General features: G+C 37.4%; 9 protein-coding genes. 5 read left to right on the plus strand and 4 right to left on the minus strand.

What is annotated here, in order from left to right:
* Positions 1-116: 116 nt before the first annotated feature.
* From M4I44_RS10385 to M4I44_RS10400, 4 genes are all read right to left on the minus strand, one after another.
* The gene (locus tag M4I44_RS10385) at positions 117-620 is read right to left on the minus strand and encodes a hypothetical protein (protein ID WP_157495927.1); all 504 of its coding nucleotides are present in this window, start codon (positions 618-620) and stop codon (positions 117-119) included.
* Positions 621-683: 63 nt separating this feature from the next.
* Positions 684-923, minus strand: a complete 240-nt coding sequence (locus tag M4I44_RS10390) for a hypothetical protein (RefSeq protein ID WP_249967237.1) — start codon at positions 921-923, stop codon at positions 684-686.
* A 220-nt stretch (positions 924-1143) separates the two neighbouring features.
* A complete protein-coding gene (locus M4I44_RS10395) occupies positions 1144-1473 on the minus strand; it encodes a hypothetical protein (protein WP_017498718.1) in 330 nt (109 codons plus the stop codon).
* A gap of 989 nt (positions 1474-2462) precedes the next feature.
* Positions 2463-3221, minus strand: a complete 759-nt coding sequence (locus M4I44_RS10400) for a response regulator transcription factor (protein ID WP_089077184.1) — start codon at positions 3219-3221, stop codon at positions 2463-2465.
* A 253-nt stretch (positions 3222-3474) separates the two neighbouring features.
* Here M4I44_RS10400 and M4I44_RS10405 point away from each other — a divergent pair, with 253 nt between their 5' ends.
* From M4I44_RS10405 to M4I44_RS10425, 5 genes are all read left to right on the plus strand, one after another.
* Positions 3475-4161: a hypothetical protein gene (locus tag M4I44_RS10405; protein WP_249967238.1), complete on the plus strand. Its 687-nt coding sequence runs from the start codon at positions 3475-3477 to the stop codon at positions 4159-4161.
* Between the two features lie 251 nt (positions 4162-4412).
* Positions 4413-4946 carry a UpxY family transcription antiterminator gene (locus M4I44_RS10410; RefSeq protein ID WP_017495544.1) on the plus strand — a complete coding sequence of 178 codons (534 nt, stop codon included), beginning with the start codon at positions 4413-4415 and terminating at the stop codon, positions 4944-4946.
* A gap of 177 nt (positions 4947-5123) precedes the next feature.
* Positions 5124-14465, plus strand: a complete 9342-nt coding sequence (locus M4I44_RS10415) for a non-ribosomal peptide synthetase (RefSeq protein ID WP_249967239.1) — start codon at positions 5124-5126, stop codon at positions 14463-14465.
* Positions 14466-14702: 237 nt separating this feature from the next.
* Positions 14703-18011 (plus strand): amino acid adenylation domain-containing protein, encoded by a 3309-nt coding sequence (locus M4I44_RS10420; RefSeq protein WP_249967240.1) that lies wholly within the window; start codon positions 14703-14705, stop codon positions 18009-18011.
* Positions 18012-18119: 108 nt separating this feature from the next.
* The gene (locus M4I44_RS10425) at positions 18120-21428 is read left to right on the plus strand and encodes an amino acid adenylation domain-containing protein (protein WP_249967241.1); all 3309 of its coding nucleotides are present in this window, start codon (positions 18120-18122) and stop codon (positions 21426-21428) included.
* The last annotated feature ends 265 nt before the right edge of the window (positions 21429-21693 follow it).

Here is a 21693-nt window from a genome sequence, read left to right on the forward strand (position 1 = left end):
TTCAGGTTTCAGGTTTCAGGTTTCAGGTTTCAAGTTTCAAGTTTCAGGTTTCAAGTGAGACTGCGACTGAAAACTGCAACTTTTTTTTATAGTTCCATCTCACATCCCACAACTGGTTACTCATAAACATACCATCCTACTAAGTCACCCTTAAAAGGATAACTGGTATTATTTTCTTTGACCGTGTAGGTCAAATCTGCTTTCAGGGTTGAAACTAACGGAGAGAAATTCAGGTAAATACTGAGGCTTCCGCTGGTAGCACTTGCTCCTGATTTTAGGTCAAACTGATAAATTGGATTAGTGGGAGTTAAAGATTCTACTCCTACCAAAACGGTGGATAAATATAAAGTACAGACTACAATTTTGCCTGTGGGATCAATAGCGTAATGTATTAATAAATCGCCAAAATAACGTTCTCCTGTAGTTCCGCTTGCGACTATAGGCGGAGCTATTTTTTCAAGAGGTAACGGTAGGGTATCCTGAGCCAGCGCAGCCATAGGTAATGTGACAAACATCAGAATTAATATCACTTTTAAAAGGATATTTTTATTACAAATGAAATGGCTATAGACTGTTTTTGATTTCATAAATAGAATTGACTCCGGAGGGATTTGTCTCATGATTTTAGTTAAGATCAGGCCGCGATTTGTTTGGCAAACACAACTTCGTTTTCGCTGTTCAAGTCAGTGATTTTTCCATGACAAGGCTTTTGACCGTACAGGAGAAAGTGGCACCGATCCTAAAATCCCATTTTGTATCACAGGCCCGGGACCTGAAAGAGGAACTACAGTTGAAGTTTCGCCTCCCAGTGCAGAAGTAAAGGTTGTTGTTGATACTTCCATGCCCTCAAGAACTGAAACAAGGGTAGATGCTTTGATGCTGTTTACTAATATCGCATCTTCCGGGTAAGGATAAGTTACCATAATTTTAATACTAGTTTTATTTCTATTGTAGTCCAATGTTTTCTGGTATAAGTAGGATAAAAGGAGATTTCCTGGGCTAATGAATAGTTAGGAAGTATGGGATAAACCAGTAAAGACTGTTATCGATATAATATTTATAGTGTAGATTGGGGTCTATACAAGCAGTTTCCTACTTCATAAATATAATTTTATCCCAGGAAAATATCCTGGTTGTTTTTAATTAAGACCAAGTTGCGATTTGTTTCGCAAAAGCAGTTTCGTTGTTTCCGTCCTGATCCGTTGCACGCCCGCTTGCTGTAACCTGACCACTGTCAAGGCCGAATTGAGCTCTGAAACTGATAAGGTCGATTTGTAGCTTTTGCGCCCCAGCTTTAAACTCTACATTTGTAGCTGTTGGCTGTACAGGAGAAAGGGTGATTGAGCCTAAATTTCCTGCTGATGAAGTAAAAGTAGTAACAGATACTTGCATTCCTGACACAATAGAAACTACTGTTGTTGCTTTGATACTGTTCACTAAAAGTGCTTCTTGTGAATACGGGTAAGTTGCCATAATTTATTTGTTTGTTTGTGTTTCCTACTCATAAGGCTTTTCGGAATCCGCCTCGTTTTTTTGTAAGTGGGTTCTGGCTCCACTGTTTTTGGTACATACAATATTAGATAAAATATGGTTTTTTAAAGCGAGTATAAATACTTGTTTTTAAGTTAATTACAATTTTTTAACAAGACAATGCTTTGTTGTTTGGATTGCTGGTAGAGCCCAATAGATCTGGTAAAATTAGCTGTGCAGTTTTGGTAGAATAGATTTTAAGAGATGTGTAAAGAGTAAAGAGTAAAGAGTAAAGAGTAAAGAGTAAAGAGTAAAGAGTAAAGAGTAAAGAGTAAAGAGTAAAGAGTAAAGAGTAAAGAGTAAAGAGTAAAGAGTAAAGAGTGTCTCATAGAAACACATTTCTCTATTGTGACGCTCTGCGTTTTATTAAAAGTGAAACGCCCTATTTTAGGCTGTAAAGTCTATGTTTCTATGTGTTTAAGGCATAGCTACAGAGTATAAGGATTTCAAAAATCTGCACAATCTGCCAAATCTGCGAGAAAAAAAGGATCGCATAAGGAGATAGATTTTAAGATGTAAAATGTAAAAACTATGCACAAGAGAAAGGTGTTCTCTTGTCTAGCACTCTGCGTTTTATTAAAAGTGAAACGCCTTATTTTAGGCTGTAAAAGTCTATGTTTCTATATGTTTAAGCCATAACCACAGAGTATAAGGATTTCAAAAATCTGCACGATCTGCCAAATCTGCGAGAAAAACATTCAACACGTAGATAGATAGGTTTTAAGATGTAAAATGTAAAAACTATGCACAAGAGAAAGGTGTTCTCTTGTCTAGCACTCTGCGTTTTATTAAAAGTGAAACGCCTTATTTTAGGCTGTAAAGTCTATGTTTCTATGTGTTTAAACCATAGCCACAGAAAAGATCCAACAGAAAAAATCTGCGTGGAAATACTCCACGCATAGAAACATAGTTTTTATAAGAAGAAAAGAATATTAGATCAGTTTATTACTGGTGGCATAAGCGATGGCCTCAGCAATATTTCCTACCCCCAGTTTGGTGAACAACTTTCTCTTGTGAAACTTAATCGTATCAGCCGATACAAACATACTTTCGGCCATGTTGGCAATGGTAAAACCCCTTATAGAATATTGCAAAACCTCCTTCTCACGGCTGGTCAGTTCTATCTTTTTTAGCACCTTCCAAAAGTCTCCCTCAAGGTCATAACTGAAGATCTTATTTTCTCCCTTTTTATAAATTTTAATATTCCCCGACTGCAATTCAGAAGAAAGTGAGATAATACAAATCGATTTCCAGATTTTACCGTCATTGGTCAGGAAAACAGGAGTCAGTTTTTGATTCACCAAAAAAGTCTTTCCATTAGGATTCTTCAATCTGAAATCATAGGAGATGGTATGATTCAGACGTTCTTCTACAGGAATATTTTGATAGAAGTCAAAACCTATGGTGTTGATTTTTAGTAATAAATCCAGATCTTCTTTGACCACATACTTAAAATAAAAGGCATATCCGAGTTCCTGAACTTCTGCCGGAGTGTGATCACATAAGAATAATGGATTTTCGGATACGTACTCAAACCCTTTTTTTTCGTAATCAATAATATAAATACTACTGTAAGTTGTTCTGGCAAATGCTTTGACCAGTTCTAAATAATTTCCCAGTCTTCCTTTCTCATCTTCAGAGATCTTTTGAACGGTGTTGTTTGAGGAAAAAAAGTCGTTTTCAATTACCATATTTTAATAGTTTTTTAACAGGTTGTGAATATAGGAAAAATTGGAGATATGATGTTAAATTAATTTTATTTCTATACGAATTTAACTTCATTTCAATAAAAATGATATTTGGGTTTTTGGTCGTTTTTTTTCTTTTAAAGTTCATTTTTAAAAACTACACTTAAGGGTAGTTTTTGATTAAAATACTGTAAACTAGTATTTTGTGTAATATGAAGCGTAAATTGTGGTGATAGTTTTGGAGAAAACAAATACTATGAAACTCGCCAAAAACAACCACACAGCAATTAGTCAAAATGACATCTTTCGTATGTCTAAATTTGTAGTCACAGAAAACTTCAATCACCATTCTAATGAAGTTTTTCCGGGCCACTATCAAAAAGATATTGATGCCGTTTACAAAGAAGAAATGAACTTCCTTGAAAACTCCAAAATATTCGCATTTAAAAATGAATTGGGAGACTTTACCGGTACCATCAGAGTTTTAAAATGGGACTTCATTACCCCGCTTCCTATTCAAAAAATGTTTGGTATCAATCCTTTCTTATGTGCAGAAGGAGATGCCATCAATGAAATCTGGCACATTGGACGTTTTGCCATTAAAAAAGGCGTTCGTGATGTTAACCTGCTAAAAAAACTATTGGTTTGTGCCATTGCACCGGTTTGCAAACACAAAGACAATATGGCCTTCGCCGAAATCGATGCCAAACTGCTTCGCGTATTAACCCTAATGGGCATCAAAGCAAAAATTGTGGGCAAATCAATCGAATACCTGGGATCAGAAACAATACCTGTATCGATGTCCTATAATGGTCTTATTACTTTCTACAACGAGAACAAACATTTGGTTACACCGGAAGATTTTGAGCTTTCTTCTGTAAACGATAAACTACCCAATAAGGTAGTATTTAACGCTAACCAATTGAACTACACTTTGGTGTAGTAGCATTTGAAAACCTATATTGTAAATTTACTTCAGTAAAAATAAGTAGTTGGATTCACAACTTTCAGATTTTTACACCACACTCAAAAGGCATCAAAATTTACCTTGAGAGTTCCAACAAAAACATTATTACCAAAATTACTTTAGAGTAAAAAAGGTAAAGCTATTAAACCAAAAAACGTATCTAAAAAAAATAACCATGTGACTGGTAATAGCGCAGCTATGCCCGGTGACGAAAAAAACCAAATAATATGGATCGAAAACAAGGTTGGCATGTTCTTTACGTCAAGTACAGACATGAAAGTAAAGTCTACAAAGAATTAATGGAAAAAAAATTAGAAGCTTTTTTACCTATGGCCACCAGCATTAGACAATGGAGTGACCGAACTAAGAAAATTGAAATTCCCTTATTTCCCAGTTATGTTTTTGTAAACATTAAAAACAACAAAGACTTTCATGATGCTTTAAATGTAGAGAGCGGTTGTTCCTACTTGTCTTTCGGCAAAGAATACGGCAAAGTTTCCGAAGAAGAAATCGCTTATATCAAACTCTTTACCCAGGGAAAAGACATCACCGATGTTCAGGTTGAATCGGCACTGCCAAAAATAGGCGATAAACTTAAAATCGAACATGGCGAACTATCAGGTTTGGAATGTGAAGTTTTCAGAGTCGACAATCAGCACAGAATCAGCGTACGATTAAGTTCATTGCGCCAGAATATATCAGCCATAATACCTTTGTCGTATCTATCCAATCCGGAAGAAAACGTCTTTGCAAAGGCATAGGTTTTAAACTCCTCATTTCCTTGTTCTCAAAGGAAAAACACCCTATAAATCTTATTATACTATCAATTACCCTCCGTAGTGAAATCGGGGGGTGGTTGTTTTTATCCATACTACAAATCAAAATGGTACGATAACCTTACGTTTTCGGTATTTATTCAAATTATAAAAAGCAGACTTATGAAAAATAATGTCACAAATGTTCAGAAATATATCTGGCTTGATCAGATACTTGACAATGAATCACCAAAATACAATATTGGCGGTTATGCATTTATTAACGGAAGTGTTGATGTGGAGCGTTTTAAAACAGCATTCAATATTCTGATTAAAGAAAACGATATTTTTTCTTTTGTTTTTGAAGAAAAGAGTGGTTTTCCTGTATATTCCATTCAGGAAGCAAACAGTGATTTGGCCTTGACCTGTATCGAAGATTGGGAAGAATCAAAAGCGATTGAGATGATCGGGAAAGATTTTGTAATTCCTTTTGATATCGAAAAGGACAAACATCTGTACAAAATGTGGCTTATTAAAGTGGCTCCTGAATCGTATATCTGGTATTCTAAACTTCACCATATCATTTCTGACGGTTTTTCATTTCAGTTATTGTTCAATAAAGTAAAACGAATTTACGAGCAATTGGGCACCACTGTGGTGTATGATGATTTATGTATCGGAAAAAACAAACTGTCTTACGAATCTTTTATCGCATTAGACAATGCGTACAGAGCTTCGGAAGATTTTTCTATTGATAAAAACTTCTGGTTAGGCCGTTACGAAGATCTGCCTTCTTTGATCTACACGGGTACCAATAAATCAGCAGGCCACTGTAATATCGAAATTGCACTTACAGAGGAAGAGAACGAAGCCTTATGGTCGTTTGTAAAAACAGAAAGACTGAGTATTTTTCATTTACTCCTGGGCTGTTTCTCTATCGTATTGTCTAAATATTACAACAGAGAAGAAATTAATTTAGGGATGCCTATTTTGAACCGAAAAAATGCTGCCGAAAAAAATACTTTCGGACCGTTTTTGAGCATGTTACCGTTAAAACTGACGTTAGAAACAACAGCATCTGTAAGCGATTTTATAAAAGAAATCAGAACCACACTTTTTACCTGTTACAGGCATCAGCGTTTCCAGCAGGCCGACATCCTGCGAAATCTGCCACAGGAAACCTCAAAGCTTTATGATGTACGATTGTCATACGAGCGCATGCAATACGAATCTGAATTTTCGGGGAATAAAGCCAGCATACATCCATTGTCTAATGACAGTGAAGAAGATCCTATTTCTATTCATGTTTTTGAAGGGATCAACGGAGATCTTAGTTTTAGATTTGATATCAATGAAAAATATGTGTCAAAATTTGAAGCCAATCAGCTGATTGCCTCTTTCAGAAAAGTATTGACAGAATTACAGCAGACCAATCATACTGCTATAGCCGAGATTGAAATTTCGAGTAAAGAACAGTTAGAAGAAATACAAGCGATTTCAAAAGGACCTGTTGTAAAAAGACCGGAACAGACTTTCTTAAATCTTTGGAATGCTGCTGTAGCGGCCTATAGTTCAAAAACAGCGGTTTCTTGTCAAACTAATTTTTTAACTTATGAAACCCTTGATGCACGTGCTAATATCATCGCTTCCTATTTACAGTCCAACGGCGTTAAAAAAGGAGATAAGGTAGGAGTGATGCTTTCGAGATCTGAGAAAAGTATTATTGGAATTTTGGCAGCCTTAAAAACGGGAGCTGTTTATGTACCTATTGATAATGCATATCCGGAGGAAAGAAAACACTATATTATAAAAGATGCCGGCTTAGGTTTTATCTTAACAGATTCATTTTCCAATTCTATTTCAGAAGACAAAGAATACAATATAGATCGTATTCTGGAAGAGCATAAAATAGCGGAAAACTATATTCCTGTTGCTTTGAAACCTGAAGATGAAGCTTATATTATTTATACTTCCGGTTCAACAGGAGATGCTAAAGGTGTTGTTATCAATCACGCTTCTTTATACGATTATGTACTTACATTCGGTACTTATTTTAATCTTACTGAAGAAGATATTGTATTACAGCAGGCTTCTACTGCTTTTGATACTTCTGTAGAAGAAATTTTCCCGATTTTATCGGTGGGAGGGAATTTAGTGATTGCTCATGATACAAAAGATTTTAATGAATTATTGAAAGATTGCGAGCGTTTTGGAATTACTTTATTGAGTACGAATCCTTTTGTGCTTCAGTATCTTAATGACAACCATAAAAATTACAATTTTAATTTTAAAACCATTATTAGTGGAGGCGATACGTTAAAACCACACCAGGTAGATCAGCTTACAGCCAGTTATGATATCTACAATACCTATGGTCCTACAGAAAGTACAGTATGTGCGACCTATTATAAAGTGAATGAAACAGATACTTCATTTCCTATCGGGAAACCAATTACCAATAGAGGAGTATACCTGTTAGACGGAACAAAAATATTACCAAAAGGTGCCATTGGAGAAATTGGACTTTCCGGTTTAGGTTTGGCAGTTTCTTATCTCAACAAAAAAGAATTGACAGATAATGCCTTTATCCATATAAATGGAGAGCGTATCTACAAAACCGGAGATTTAGGAAAGTGGAGCTTAGACAATAATTTGATTTTTTATGGCAGAAAAGACAGTCAGCTTAGTTACAAAGGATATCGTATTGAAGTAGGAGAAATAGAACAGGCCATACAAAAAGTAAATGCATATGTGGTGGACAGTTATGTGTGTATTAATGAAGTTGGAGGAATGCCTATTCTGATTGCCTATTTAGTAGCAAACGAGTCTTTTATCAATATATCTTCTTTAGTAATTGATTTAAAAGCTCATTTACCGGAATTTATGATTCCGACGCATTTTGTAATCTTAGATGCTATTCCTTTAATTCCTAACGGAAAAATTGATATTAAGAGTTTGCCGGAACCTAAAACTATAAACATTGCAGAAGCAGTTCAATTGCCGGTAACACCCGAAGAGAAAGAGATCGCTTCAATCTGGCAGGAATTATTACGCCTTGATCAGGTTGATGTAAACGTGAGTTTTTTCGAATTAGGAGGGCACTCTTTATTGGCCAATCAGTTTATAAGCAGTTTACGTGATCAAAAAGGAATTGAATTGTCGTTAAGAGATTTTTACAAATCTCCTACCATTAAAGAAATCAGTGAACTGGTTCCTACTTTAAACAAAAAAGAAGTTCAAAATATTAAAGCTCCTGAGCAGGAGTTGTATCCATTGTCTTTTTCACAAGAAAGATTATGGTTTTTAAATCAGCTGAATAGTGCCGATACTTCTTATCACGTATCAAGAGCAATGAAATTAAAAGGTTTTGTTGAGGTTGCCGCACTCGAAGAAACGTTTGCAAAATTGATCAAAAAACATGAGATTTTAAGAACTGTTTTTGTGAATCAGGAAGGTAAGCCTTATCAAAAAATACTACCTCCATTTGGGTATACCATTCCGGTTGTAGATTATACCGGAATAAAAAATAAAGAAAATAAAGAGAAAGTAATTGCCGATAGTCTGGAAAGAATAGAGAGCCGTGCTTTTCAAATTGAAGAAGGACCGCTTTTTAGAATAGAATTATTAAAGTTCTCCGATCAGGAAAGTGTACTTGTATTTTGTGAGCATCATTTAATTTTAGACGGATGGACTCAGGGAATCCTGTTTAGAGATTTCGTTGATATTTATAATGAATTAAAAAGAGATCCTGATTTTGTGGCAGAGAAGCCTGAAGTTACTTTTAAAGACTATGCGTATTGGGAAAGAAATAGTCTGAACGAAAGTGTTATCAGCGAAAAATTGGATTATTGGGAAAACAAATTTGAAGGTTTTTCTAACGGATTGTTGTTGCCATTAGATTTCGAAAGAGAGGAAACTACTGTGAAAAAAGGCGGTACGATAGAGCATGTATTTTCCTTAGATTTTTCCGAAAAATTACGTCAGTTTTCCGAAAAACAAGATGTGTCGTTGTTTATCACAATGCTCGCAGCCTTTAAAATAGTGCTGCATAAATTTAGCAATCAAACCGATATTTCTGTGGGGACAGCTGTAGCCAACAGACGTTATAAAGAATTTCAGGAAGTTTTAGGTATGATTGTAAATACAATTGCATTACGTACTACGTTTAGCAATGAAAATTCCTTAACGGAGGTACTTAACGAGGTGAAAGAAACCTGTCTGGATGCTTATTCTTATGATGATACCCCTTTTGGAAAAGTAGTAGAAAGAATAAATCCGGAAAGGAGTTTAAATCTGCATCCGTTATTTCAATACATGTTTAGTTTTGTGAACGTTCCGGTACAAAGCATGTCTTTGCTGGATGCGGACATCGAAATTTTGAACGGGCATAATAAAACATCACGATTTGATATTAGTGTTGTTGTCAATACCGTATACGAACAAATCGATTCTTTAACAGATAATAAACCGGACAGAAGAATTTCGGTAGAATGGGATTACAATGCAGGGATCTTTAAGTATGCCACAATGAAACGTGTACTGAAAGCTTACCTTAAAGTTTTAGAGGCTCTTGTTGAAAACCCCGCGCAATCACTGGCAAGTTTGGATTACATTTCAAGCTCAGAGAAAGCGATCCTTTTGGAAGATTTTAGCACTTCAAAAGCAGAAGCAATAGTAGAAGCTACAGCCGTTGAAATGTTCGAACAGCAAGCCGGGCAAACCCCTGATGCCGTAGCAGTAGTTTTTGAAAACAGATCGCTGACTTACAAAGAACTCCATGAGCTTTCCAGCCAGTTGGCGCATTATTTATTGAATGAGTATGAGATAAAAACAGAAGACCTTATTGCTGTAAAATTAGAGCGCAGCGAGTGGATTTACATCTCACTTTTAGCCGTATTGAAAACCGGCGGTGTTTATGTCCCTATAGATCCGTGTTATCCGGAGCAAAGAATTGCTTATATCGAGCAAGACAGTACATGTAAAGTTGTTATTGACGAGAAGTTATTGGCGAATTTCATCTCCCGTCAGGACAATTATCCAACCACATTACCTGTTATTTCTTTGACTCCGGAGAACCTCATGTATGTCATTTATACCTCAGGTTCCACAGGACAGCCCAAAGGAGTAATGATCGAGCACAAAAGTTTGGTGAATTATATCCTAAACCAAAAAGAAGAATTCGGGTTTGATGCGTCCGATCGTATCGTACAATTCTCCAACAACGCCTTTGATGCGTCAATGGAACAGATCTTTTTGGCTTTGCTTAGTGGAGCCACCCTGATAGGTGCTCCAAAAGAGCGTATCATTGATCCGACCGATTTTGTAAACTTATTGAACGAACACAGTGTAACCCACCTGCATGCCACCCCGGGTTATTTATCACATTTAGAGCACCTTTCTACCTGTAAAACCCTGAAAAGAATCGTTGCAGCAGGAGAAGTATGCCCAAAAAATCTGGCCGAAAAAATGATCAAAATAGCCGACTTCTACAACAAGTACGGCCCAACGGAAGCCACCATTAGCGCTGTTATGGGAAGAGTAGAACAAAGCGATCTGCAAAGAAATCTTGTCTCAATTGGCAAACCCTTAAAAGACAGTCAGATCTATATCCTGTCCGATAACCTGGAATTACAGCCTATCGGTGTATTTGGAGAACTCTGTATCTCAGGAAACAGCCTGTCCAGAGGATACCTAAACAATGCAGAACTCACCGAAGAAAAATTCATCGCCCATCCCTTCATTACAGGAGCCAGACTCTACAAAACAGGCGATCTGGGCCGATGGTTACCCGATGGCAGCATCGAACTCACAGGTAGAAAAGACCAGCAGGTAAAAGTAAGAGGCCACCGAATAGAACTCGGTGAAATCGAACATGCCTTATTAACACAAGACAGCATCAGTCAGTGTGTTGTAACCGTACAAAACATAGAGACAGAACCCGCAATAGTAGCCTATGTGGTAGGAGAAAAAGAACTTGACAAACAAGAACTTCGTGCCCAATTGAGCCAATATTTACCGGATTATATGCTTCCGGGTTACTATGTACAATTAGACGCCATTGCATTAACCTCCCATGGTAAAGTGGATCTAAAAGCATTGCCTAAAGTAGATGTAAACGATAAAATTCAGCAAGAATATACCGCTCCGGAGACCGTTTTAGAGAAACAACTCGCTGCAATCTGGGAAGAAATACTGGGCATAAATACCATTGGAACCACAGACAACTTCTTTGAATTGGGTGGACACAGCCTGAAAGTCATCTTAGTAACCAATAAAATCAACCGACAATTAGGCTATCAGATCAGCGTAAAAGATGTCTTTTTGAACCCAACCATCTCAGGAATCATCAGCAAACTTGAGGAAGGAACCTTCACCGCTATACCCAAAGCAGAGCAGCAGGAAAGCTACGTTTTAAGCTCCTCTCAGCACCGCTTATGGATCCTTAGTCAGTTTGAAGGGGGGAATCAGGCCTACAACATTCCCGGTTCGTTTGAATTAGAAGGAAATTTAAATACAGCGCAATTAACAGAAGCTTTCAACCTTCTTATTGCCAGACATGAAACCCTAAGAACCTACTTCAAAAGAGACGATCAGGGAGAAGTGCGTCAGTTTGTAATTGATGCCAAAGACATTGACTTCAAAGTAGATTATGAAGATTTCAGCACAATCGAAAACCAAGAAGAAGTCCTGGAACACAGCGTTGCCCAAAGTTACGAGCATCAATTTGATTTAGAGAAAGCTCCTTTGGTACATCTGAAACTCATCAGACAATCAGAAAACAAACACCTGTTACTTTTCAATATGCATCACATCATTAGTGATGGCTGGTCTATGGGAATTTTAAGCCAGGAACTTATCACGATTTACGATCATTTAATCCAAAATAAAACCATTAATCTTCCGGAGCTAAGCATACAATATAAAGACTATGCCACCTGGATGAGAAGTGAAGAACAAATCACTAAACTAAAAAAATCAGAAGCCTACTGGCTGGATATCTTTAGCGGTAACCTGCCTGTATTAGAACTTCCGACAGAGAAAATACGACCAAGAATAAAAACCTATGCCGGAAATTCCATCACCCATAACTTTACCAAAGAGGCAAGTGTCACCCTGAAAACATTCTCAGAGCAACACAACAGCAGTCTTTTTATGACCCTGATGGCAGCAATAAACGGACTACTCTCGAGATATACCAACACCAGAGACCTTATTTTAGGGACACCAATTGCCGGAAGAGAACACAGTGATCTGGAAAATCAAATAGGGCTTTATCTCAATACGTTGGCCATTCGAACCCGTTTTGAAGAAACAGCAGATTTTGAAACCCTGCTGCAAATACAAAAAGAAACCCTGCTCAATGCCTATTCCCATCAGGAATATCCGCTGGACAACCTGGTAGAACAACTAGGTTTAGGTAGAGATACAAGCCGATCAGCACTTTTTGATGTACTGGTAGTTTTGCAAAATCAACAAGATTTATTTGACTCAAATGCAGAACAAATAGAAAGTTTAACCTTAAAACCTTATAAAGCCAATCCAAGAAAAGTAAGTCAATTCGATTTAAGCTTCATCTTTTCAGAGAAAGAAGGACAGTTGAGCTTACACATCGAATACAATACTGATATTTACGAACCAGAATTTGTGGCACGACTAGCGGCTCATTTAGAAAACTTTTTAACCAAAGCCATTCAAAATCCGGAGCAAAAAGTAGCCACACTCAACTACCTGAGTGAAGCTGAGACCACACAATTACTAGAGGATTTTAACAACACAGTAGTAGCGTATCCTAAGGATCACACTATGGTTGACTTATTTGTCAATCAGGCGAAGAAAACTCCTGAGCAAATTGCTTTAGTAACTGATACAAAAAGTTTTACCTATAAAGAACTCGATGAGATTTCTAATGAATTATCACACTACCTGTTAAGTAATTACAACTTAGCCGTAGAAGATTTGGTAGGCGTAAAGCTGGGCCGCAGCGAGTGGTTGCCTATTGCCTTATTGGCGGTTTTAAAATCAGGATGTGCTTACGTTCCGATCGATCCCAACTATCCGGCGCAAAGAATTGAGTACATCGAACAAGACAGTAAATGTAAAATCACCATAGACGATAGCTTTATCGAAAGTTTTAAACAAGCAGAATCCATATCAAAATCTCTTCCGCAGATTTCTTTCAGTTCAGAGCACCTGGGCTACATCATCTACACCTCAGGATCCACAGGAAAACCAAAAGGAGTCATGATCACCCATCAGAACGCTGTGGCCATGTTATGCTGGTCGCAAAGAGAATTTAGCGATACCGATTTTGATATTTTATACGCCGTAACCTCACACTGTTTTGATCTGTCCGTTTATGAATTTTTCTATCCTTTAAGCATCGGAAAACAAATACGTTTACTGGCCAATGGATTATCGATAGGAGATTATATCCAGAGCGACAAAAACGTACTGATCAATACCGTGCCTTCCGTAATTCATACCCTGATAGAGAAAGGAACCACCTTTGAGAATGCTGTTGGAATTAACCTTGCCGGAGAAGCCTTCCCGGTGAGTATCGCCAACCATTTTACAGATTCCGGCATCGCCATTAGAAACCTGTACGGACCATCAGAAGACACTACCTACAGCAGTTATTACCGAGTAGAAGGGACTTACGAAAACGCAGTGCCTATTGGAAAAGCCTTAGACAACACCCAGTTTTATGTACTTTCAGAAGAGCTGGCCTTGCAGCCTGTGGGAGTTATTGGAGAAATCTGTATCTCAGGTGATGGCTTGTCCAGAGGGTATTTGTACCAACCGGAACTCACCGCAGAAAAGTTCATCAAAAACCCATTTAACGATACTACTAAATTGTACAAAACAGGCGATTTAGGTAAATGGCTGTCTGATGGTACCATCGCTTACATAGGCCGAAAAGACAGTCAGGTTAAAATCAGAGGACATCGTATTGAACTCGGAGAAATCGAGCAGGTATTACAATCACAGGAAGATATCGATCAGTGTGTGGTCATCACGGCAACCGTAAATGGCGATCCGGTAATTGTAAGTTATCTGGTAAGCACTGCAACTATTGACAAACAACAGCTTCGTCAATCACTTTCGAAAGAATTACCGGAATATATGTTACCGAGCTTTTATGTGTTCTTAGATAAATTTCCACTAACACCCAACGGTAAGATCGACAAAAAAGCATTACCATCAGTAAGCACAGAGGATGTCATCCAACAGGAATATGTGGCTCCGACCAATGAAATCGAAGAAAAACTGGTAGCCATATGGCAGGACATTCTAAAACGAGAGAAAATAGGAATCACCAATAATTTCTTTGAATTGGGAGGAAACAGTTTAACAGCTTCCGTTTTAATCAACAGAATAAACAGAGCTTTTGATACAAGACTTACTATTCAGGACTTATATGAGACTCAAGACATCACAGGGGTTTTCAGGAAATTAAAATTTATTCTGTTTCAAAATGAATTAACTGTAGAAACAGCTGATGATCTGGATGAGATATTGATATAATTTATAGTGTTTACTATTTTTTACCCCAACGGTTTACTATAAAATCTAATCGCGAGTTTCATTTTATAGCTTAAGCAGGATTACACTTTACAGTCGTGCTATCTTGATTAAAACCGAAATGAATCAGAGTTTACAGAACAAAATAAATGATCACTTATCACCATTTTACTAATACAATTGTGCAGTCATTCTAAAAATGGAGTATGCACTGCTAAAGTTTACTTTAAAAATAATATCATGATAGAGAACTTAATACATACATTAGAAAACTTAAATATCAGACTTCGGGTAGAAAACGGCGATTTGAAAATTAATGCTCCAAAGGGGACTTTAACTCCTGAAATTATTGAGGACATTAAGATCCATAAAAATAGATTTATTACCTTGTTGTCATCGTCAGAATCAATTCCAAACGCAGCGATAAAAGAATCTTATGCACTTACTTCTTCACAATATCGTTTGTGGACTTTAAGCCAATTTGAGAGCGGTAACTCGGCCTATAACTTATTTGCTGCATTTGAATTTATAGGAGCGCTGGAATTTGAAAAATTAGCCGAAGCCTTTCAAATTTTGGTAGAAAGACATGAGAGCTTACGTACCGTTTTCAAAGAAGATAAACAAGGGAATCTGGGACAGTATATTGTTTCGGCCGCTCAATACACTGGAGCTTTACAGTTTAGAGATTTAAGTAATGCCACAGCTGAAGTCCTTAGCAATCATATTAATACACTTCAAAGACATGCTTTTGATCTAGAAAAAGGACCTCTTTTTATAGGAGAGATCGTAAAGACAACTGCAGATCATCATATTCTAATGCTCAATATGCATCACATTATTGGCGATGGCTGGTCGATGGGGGTATTGAGTAAAGAATTTGTAACCATTTATAATGGATTGGTTATAGGAAATGAGATCGTATTACCAGACTTGCCTATTCAGTACAAAGATTATTCAGAATGGCAAAACAGCCCGTCCAGACAGGCAGTGCTGGAAAAATCCAAAGCTTTATGGTTAGAGACATTCTCAGGGGATTTGCCGGTTTTGGAATTACCTTCCAATAAAGTAAGACCCAAATTTAAAACGTATAACGGTTCAGGCATAAAACATTCTTTCTCAAAGGAGAGTACCACCGCACTTAACACTTATGCCCAGCAAAATGGCGTAACTCCTTTTATGGTTTTAATGGCCGGAATAAACGGATTACTGTCCAGATATACCAACAGCAGAGACATTATTTTAGGAACTCCCGTAGCCGGAAGAGAACACAGTGATCTGGAAAATCAGGTTGGGTTATATTTAAATACGCTGGCCATTCGAACCACATTTGAAGCAACAGCAAGTTTTGAAGAGTTACTGACCCTACAAAAAGAAACCCTGCTCAATGCCTATTCGCATCAGGACTATCCTTTAGACAGTTTGGTAGAAGCGCTTGATCTTAAAAGAGATTTAAGCCGTTCGGTTTTGTTTGATGTTTTAGTGGTATTTCAAAATCAGCAGGAATTGTTAGGGTCTGAAAGTTTAACGATAAACGGTGTTGAAATAAAACCTTATAAAAATCTGAAAAAGTCATTTAGTAAATTTGATTTAACCTTTGCTTTTTCAGAATATCAGGGAGAAATGGCTTTAGATTTCGAATACAATACTGATATTTATGAATCAGAATTTGTGGTACGACTAGCGGCTCATTTAGAAAATTTTTTAACTAAAGCCATTCAAAATCCGGAGCAAAAAGTAGCCACACTCAACTACTTGAGCGAAGCCGAGACCACACAATTGTTACAAGATTTTAACGACACAACAGTAGCGTATCCTAAGGATCATACCATGGTTGACTTATTTGTCAATCAGGCGAAGAAAACCCCGGAGCAGATCGCTCTAGTAACCGATACAAAAAGTTTTACTTACAAAGAACTCGATGAGATTTCTAATGAATTATCACACTACCTGTTAAGTAATTACAACTTAGCAGTAGAAGATTTAGTAGGCGTAAAACTGGGCCGTAGCGAGTGGTTGCCTATTGCACTATTGGCCGTTTTAAAATCAGGATGTGCTTACGTTCCGATTGATCCCAACTATCCGGCGCAAAGAATTGAGTACATCGAACAAGACAGTAAATGTAAAATCACCATAGACGATAGCTTTATCGAAAGATTTAAACAAGCAGAATCTATATCAAAATCATTGCCGCAGATTTCTTTCAGTTCTGAGCACTTGGGCTACATCATTTACACCTCAGGATCCACAGGAAAACCAAAAGGAGTTATGATCACCCACCAGAATGCTGTAGCCATGTTATACTGGTCGCAAAGAGAATTTAGCGATACCGATTTTGATACTTTATACGCCGTAACCTCACATTGTTTTGATCTGTCTGTTTATGAATTTTTCTATCCTTTAAGTATCGGAAAACAAATACGTTTACTGGCCAATGGATTATCGATAGGAGATTATATTCAGAGTGACAAAAACGTACTAATCAATACCGTGCCATCGGTAATTCATACCCTGATAGAGAAAGGAACCACTTTTGAGAATGCTGTTGGAATTAACCTTGCCGGAGAAGCGTTTCCGGTAAGTATCGCCAACCATTTTACAGATTCCGGCATTGCTATTAGAAACCTGTACGGACCATCAGAAGACACCACTTACAGCAGTTATTACCGAGTAGAAGGGACTTACGAAAATTCCGTACCTATTGGAAAAGCACTGGACAACACCCAGTTCTATGTCCTTTCAGAAGAGCTGGCATTGCAGCCTTTAGGGGTAATTGGAGAAATCTGTATCTCAGGTGATGGCTTGTCCAGAGGGTATTTGTACCAACCGGAACTCACCGCAGAAAAGTTTATTACTAACCCTTTTAACGAGAACACAAAGCTCTACAAAACTGGCGATTTGGGTAAATGGCTGCCCGACGGTACCATCGCTTACATAGGCCGAAAAGACAGTCAGGTTAAAATCAGAGGACATCGTATTGAACTCGGAGAAATCGAGCAGGTATTACAATCACAGGAAGATATCGATCAGTGTGTGGTAGTTACTGCAACGGTAAATGGCGATCCGGTCATTGTTAGTTATTTGGTAAGCACTGCAACTATTGACAAACAACAGCTTCGTCAATCACTTTCGAAAGAATTACCGGAATATATGTTACCGAGCTTTTATGTGTTTTTAGATAAATTCCCTCTGACTCCCAACGGTAAGATCGACAAAAAAGCATTACCATCAGTAAGCACAGAGGATGTCATCCAACAAGAATATGTGGCTCCGACCAATGAAATCGAAGAAAAACTGGTAGCCATATGGGAAGACATTCTAAAACTGGAGAAAATTGGCATTACGGATAATTTCTTTGAATTGGGAGGGAACAGTTTAAAAGCTACCGTTTTAATCAACAGAATAAACAAGGCTTTTGATACGAGATTTTCTATTGAGGATTTGTATGAAACTCAGAATGTTATTGGAGTTTCGGAAAAACTGAAATTTATTGTGTTTCAGAATGAATTGGCCGGAGAGTCGGTTGATGATTTGGATGAAATTATGATATAAAGTTATCTCAATTCAGCCGATAGTATTTTTTGATGCTAACTAGTGAGATGAGAATATAATGATTCTGAAAAACAGAGATGCTTTTTAATTTATTTAAAAAATGATATCGTGATAAAAAATTTACTACATACGTTACAATCCTTGAATATCAGACTTCGGGTTGAAAATGGGGATTTGAAAATTACTGCTCCGAAGGGGGCTTTAACTCCTGAAATTATTGAAGAGATTAAAGCACATAAAAACGAACTGACCAAATTACTTTCATCGTCAGAGTCTATTCCCAAAGCTGCCATAAAAGAATCTTATGCACTTACTTCGTCTCAGCACCGTTTGTGGACCTTAAGTCAGTTTGAGACGGGTAATTCAGCTTATAATCTATTTAATGCCTTTGAGTTTAAAGGAGTGTTGGAATTTGAAAAATTAGCCGAAGCCTTTCAAATTTTAGTGAAGAGACATGAGAGCTTACGTACCATTTTTAAAGAAGATGATCAGGGTAATTTGGGACAGTATATTGTTCCGATGGCTCAATACAGTGAAGCTTTACAGTTTACAGATTTAAATAATGCTACAGCTGAAGCTCTGAGCAATCATACTAATACACTTCAAAGACATGCTTTTGACTTAGAAAAAGGACCTCTTTTTATAGGAGAGATCGTAAAGACAGCTACAGATCATCATATTCTAATGCTCAATATGCATCACATTATTGGCGATGGCTGGTCGATGGGGATATTGAGTAAAGAATTTATAACCATTTATAATGGATTGGTTATAGGAAATGAGATTGTATTATCGGACTTGCCTATTCAGTACAAAGATTATTCAGAATGGCAAAACAGCCCGTCCAGACAAGCAGTATTGGAAAAATCTAAAGCTTTATGGCTAGAGACATTTTCAGGAGATTTGCCGGTTTTGGAACTGCCTTCCAATAAAGTAAGACCGAAGCTTAAAACGTATAACGGTTCAGGGATAAAACATTCCTTCTCAAAAGAAATCACTACTCAGTTTAACACTCATGCACAGCAAAATGGGGTAACACTTTTTATGCTTTTAATGGCAGGAATAAATGGAGTACTGTCCAGATATGCTAACAACAGGGATATCATTTTGGGAACACCGATAGCGGGAAGAAAACACAGTGATCTGGAAAACCAGGTTGGGTTGTATTTAAATACGCTGGCCATTCGAACCGCTTTTGAAGAAAAAACAAGTTTTGAAGAGTTACTCAAGATACAAAAAGAAACCTTATTAAAAGCCTATTCTCACGAGGATTATCCTTTTGATAGTTTGGTAGAAGCGCTTGATCTTAAAAGAGATTTAAGCCGTTCGGTTTTGTTTGATGTTTTAGTGGTATTTCAAAATCAACGGGAATTATTGGCGTCTGAAAACCTAACCATAAACGGTGTTGAAATAACATCCTACAAGCAGTTGAAGAGACCCTTCAGCAAATTTGATTTAACCTTTGCTTTCGCGGAATATCAAGGAGAACTAGGCCTATACATCGAATACAATACTGATATTTATGAATCAGAATTTGTAGCTTGTTTAGCGAATCATTTAGATACTTTTTTAACCAAAGCCATCCAGAATCCGGAGCAAAAAGTAGCCACGCTTAACTACCTGAGCGAAGCCGAGACCACACAATTGCTAGAGGATTTTAACAACACAGCAGTAGAGTATCCTAAGGATCACACTATGGTTGACTTATTTGTCAATCAGGCGAAAAAAACACCGGAGCAGATTGCTCTGGTGACCGATACAAAAAGCTTGACCTACCAAGAACTCGATGAGATTTCTAACGAGCTTTCACACTATCTGTTAAGTAATTACAACTTAGCCGTAGAAGATTTAGTAGGTGTAAAGCTGGGCCGCAGCGAATGGTTGCCTATTGCACTATTGGCCGTTTTAAAATCAGGATGTGCTTACGTTCCGATCGACCCCAACTATCCGGCGCAAAGAATTGAGTACATCGAGCAAGACAGTAAATGTAAAATCACTATAGACGATAGTTTTATCGAAAGTTTTAAACAAGCAGAATCCATATCAAAATCTCTTCCACAGATTTCTTTCAGTTCTGAGCACTTGGGCTACATCATTTACACCTCAGGATCCACAGGAAAACCAAAAGGAGTTATGATCACCCACCAGAATGCTGTAGCCATGTTATACTGGTCGCAAAGAGAATTTAGCGATACCGATTTTGATACTTTATACGCCGTAACCTCACATTGTTTTGATCTGTCTGTTTATGAATTTTTCTATCCTTTAAGTATCGGAAAACAAATACGTTTATTGGCCAATGGATTATCGATAGGAGATTATATTCAGAGTGACAAAAACGTACTAATCAATACCGTGCCATCGGTAATTCATACCCTGATAGAGAAAGGAACCACTTTTGAGAATGCTGTTGGAATCAACCTTGCCGGAGAAGCATTCCCGGTGAGTATCGCCAACTATTTTACAGACTCCGGCATTGCTATTAGAAACCTGTACGGACCATCAGAAGACACCACCTACAGCAGTTATTACCGAGTAGAAGGGACTTACGAAAATTCCGTGCCTATTGGAAAAGCCTTAGACAACACCCAGTTTTATGTACTTTCAGAAGAGCTGGCATTGCAGCCTGTAGGGGTAATTGGAGAAATCTGTATCTCAGGAGACGGTTTGTCCAGAGGGTATTTGTATCAGCCGGAACTCACCGCAGAAAAGTTTATTACAAATCCATTTAACGATACTACTAAATTGTACAAAACAGGCGATTTAGGTAAATGGTTACCTGACGGTACCATCGCTTACATAGGCCGAAAAGACAGTCAGGTTAAAATCAGAGGACATCGTATTGAACTCGGAGAAATCGAGCAGGTATTGCAATCACAGGAAGATATCGATCAGTGTGTGGTCATCACAGCAACTGTAAATGGAGATCCGGTCATTGTTAGTTATTTGGTAAGCACTGCAACTATTGACAAACAACAGCTTCGTCAATCACTTTCGAGAGAATTACCGGAATATATGTTACCGAGCTTTTATGTTTTCCTGGATAAATTCCCTCTGACACCCAACGGTAAGATCGACAAAAAAGCATTACCATCGGTAAGCACAGAGGATGTTATCCAACAGGAGTATATTGCTCCTTCGAATGAAATAGAAGAAAAGCTTGTCGCCATCTGGGAGGAAGTTTTACAAAAAACGAAAATAGGAGTAAGTGATATCTTTTTTGCGCTTGGCGGACACAGTCTGAAAGCCACTCAGGTAATTTCTAAGATTCAGAAAGAATTCAATATTAAAATTGAACTTAAGGAATTGTATAAAGAGCCGACAATTACCAACTTGGCCGGTTACATAGAATCCATACAAATTTTAAACAAACAACAGTTGATTCCTTCTGTTGTTGGGGAAGAATTGGTTTTTTAGAGCCACAGTTCATCTAAAAAAAGAGTATAAAAAAACAGTTACAGGAGTATTCTTGTAACTGTTTTTTTGTTTTACAGCTATTGTAATTTGCTGTATTTCAATTGTTTTTTGACTGAAGTGCTTTAATTGTTTTTTCTGTTTTATGTCTAGTGTGTTGATTTACAGTTTGTAATGGTTTTTTAGGTGGTTAAATCAGTGATACTGGGGGATCAAACGATAAAAACTACCCTTTAGGTTAAAAGGGTACTGGTTGTTTCTGTTTAAT

The sequence above is a fragment of the Flavobacterium sp. B183 genome (assembly GCF_023539155.1).
GTDB lineage: Bacteria > Bacteroidota > Bacteroidia > Flavobacteriales > Flavobacteriaceae > Flavobacterium > Flavobacterium tructae.

What these genes read in the sequence shown, in the direction of transcription:
- M4I44_RS10420 (WP_249967240.1), top strand. Translation starts at nt 14,703, where the DNA reads ATGATAGAGAACTTAATACATACATTAGAAAACTTAAATATCAGACTT.
- M4I44_RS10415 (WP_249967239.1), top strand. Translation starts at nt 5,124, where the DNA reads ATGAAAAATAATGTCACAAATGTTCAGAAATATATCTGGCTTGATCAG.
- M4I44_RS10400 (WP_089077184.1), bottom strand. Translation starts at nt 3,221, where the DNA reads ATGGTAATTGAAAACGACTTTTTTTCCTCAAACAACACCGTTCAAAAG.
- M4I44_RS10385 (WP_157495927.1), bottom strand. Translation starts at nt 620, where the DNA reads ATGAGACAAATCCCTCCGGAGTCAATTCTATTTATGAAATCAAAAACA.
- M4I44_RS10390 (WP_249967237.1), bottom strand. Translation starts at nt 923, where the DNA reads ATGGTAACTTATCCTTACCCGGAAGATGCGATATTAGTAAACAGCATC.
- M4I44_RS10405 (WP_249967238.1), top strand. Translation starts at nt 3,475, where the DNA reads ATGAAACTCGCCAAAAACAACCACACAGCAATTAGTCAAAATGACATC.
- M4I44_RS10395 (WP_017498718.1), bottom strand. Translation starts at nt 1,473, where the DNA reads ATGGCAACTTACCCGTATTCACAAGAAGCACTTTTAGTGAACAGTATC.
- M4I44_RS10410 (WP_017495544.1), top strand. Translation starts at nt 4,413, where the DNA reads ATGGATCGAAAACAAGGTTGGCATGTTCTTTACGTCAAGTACAGACAT.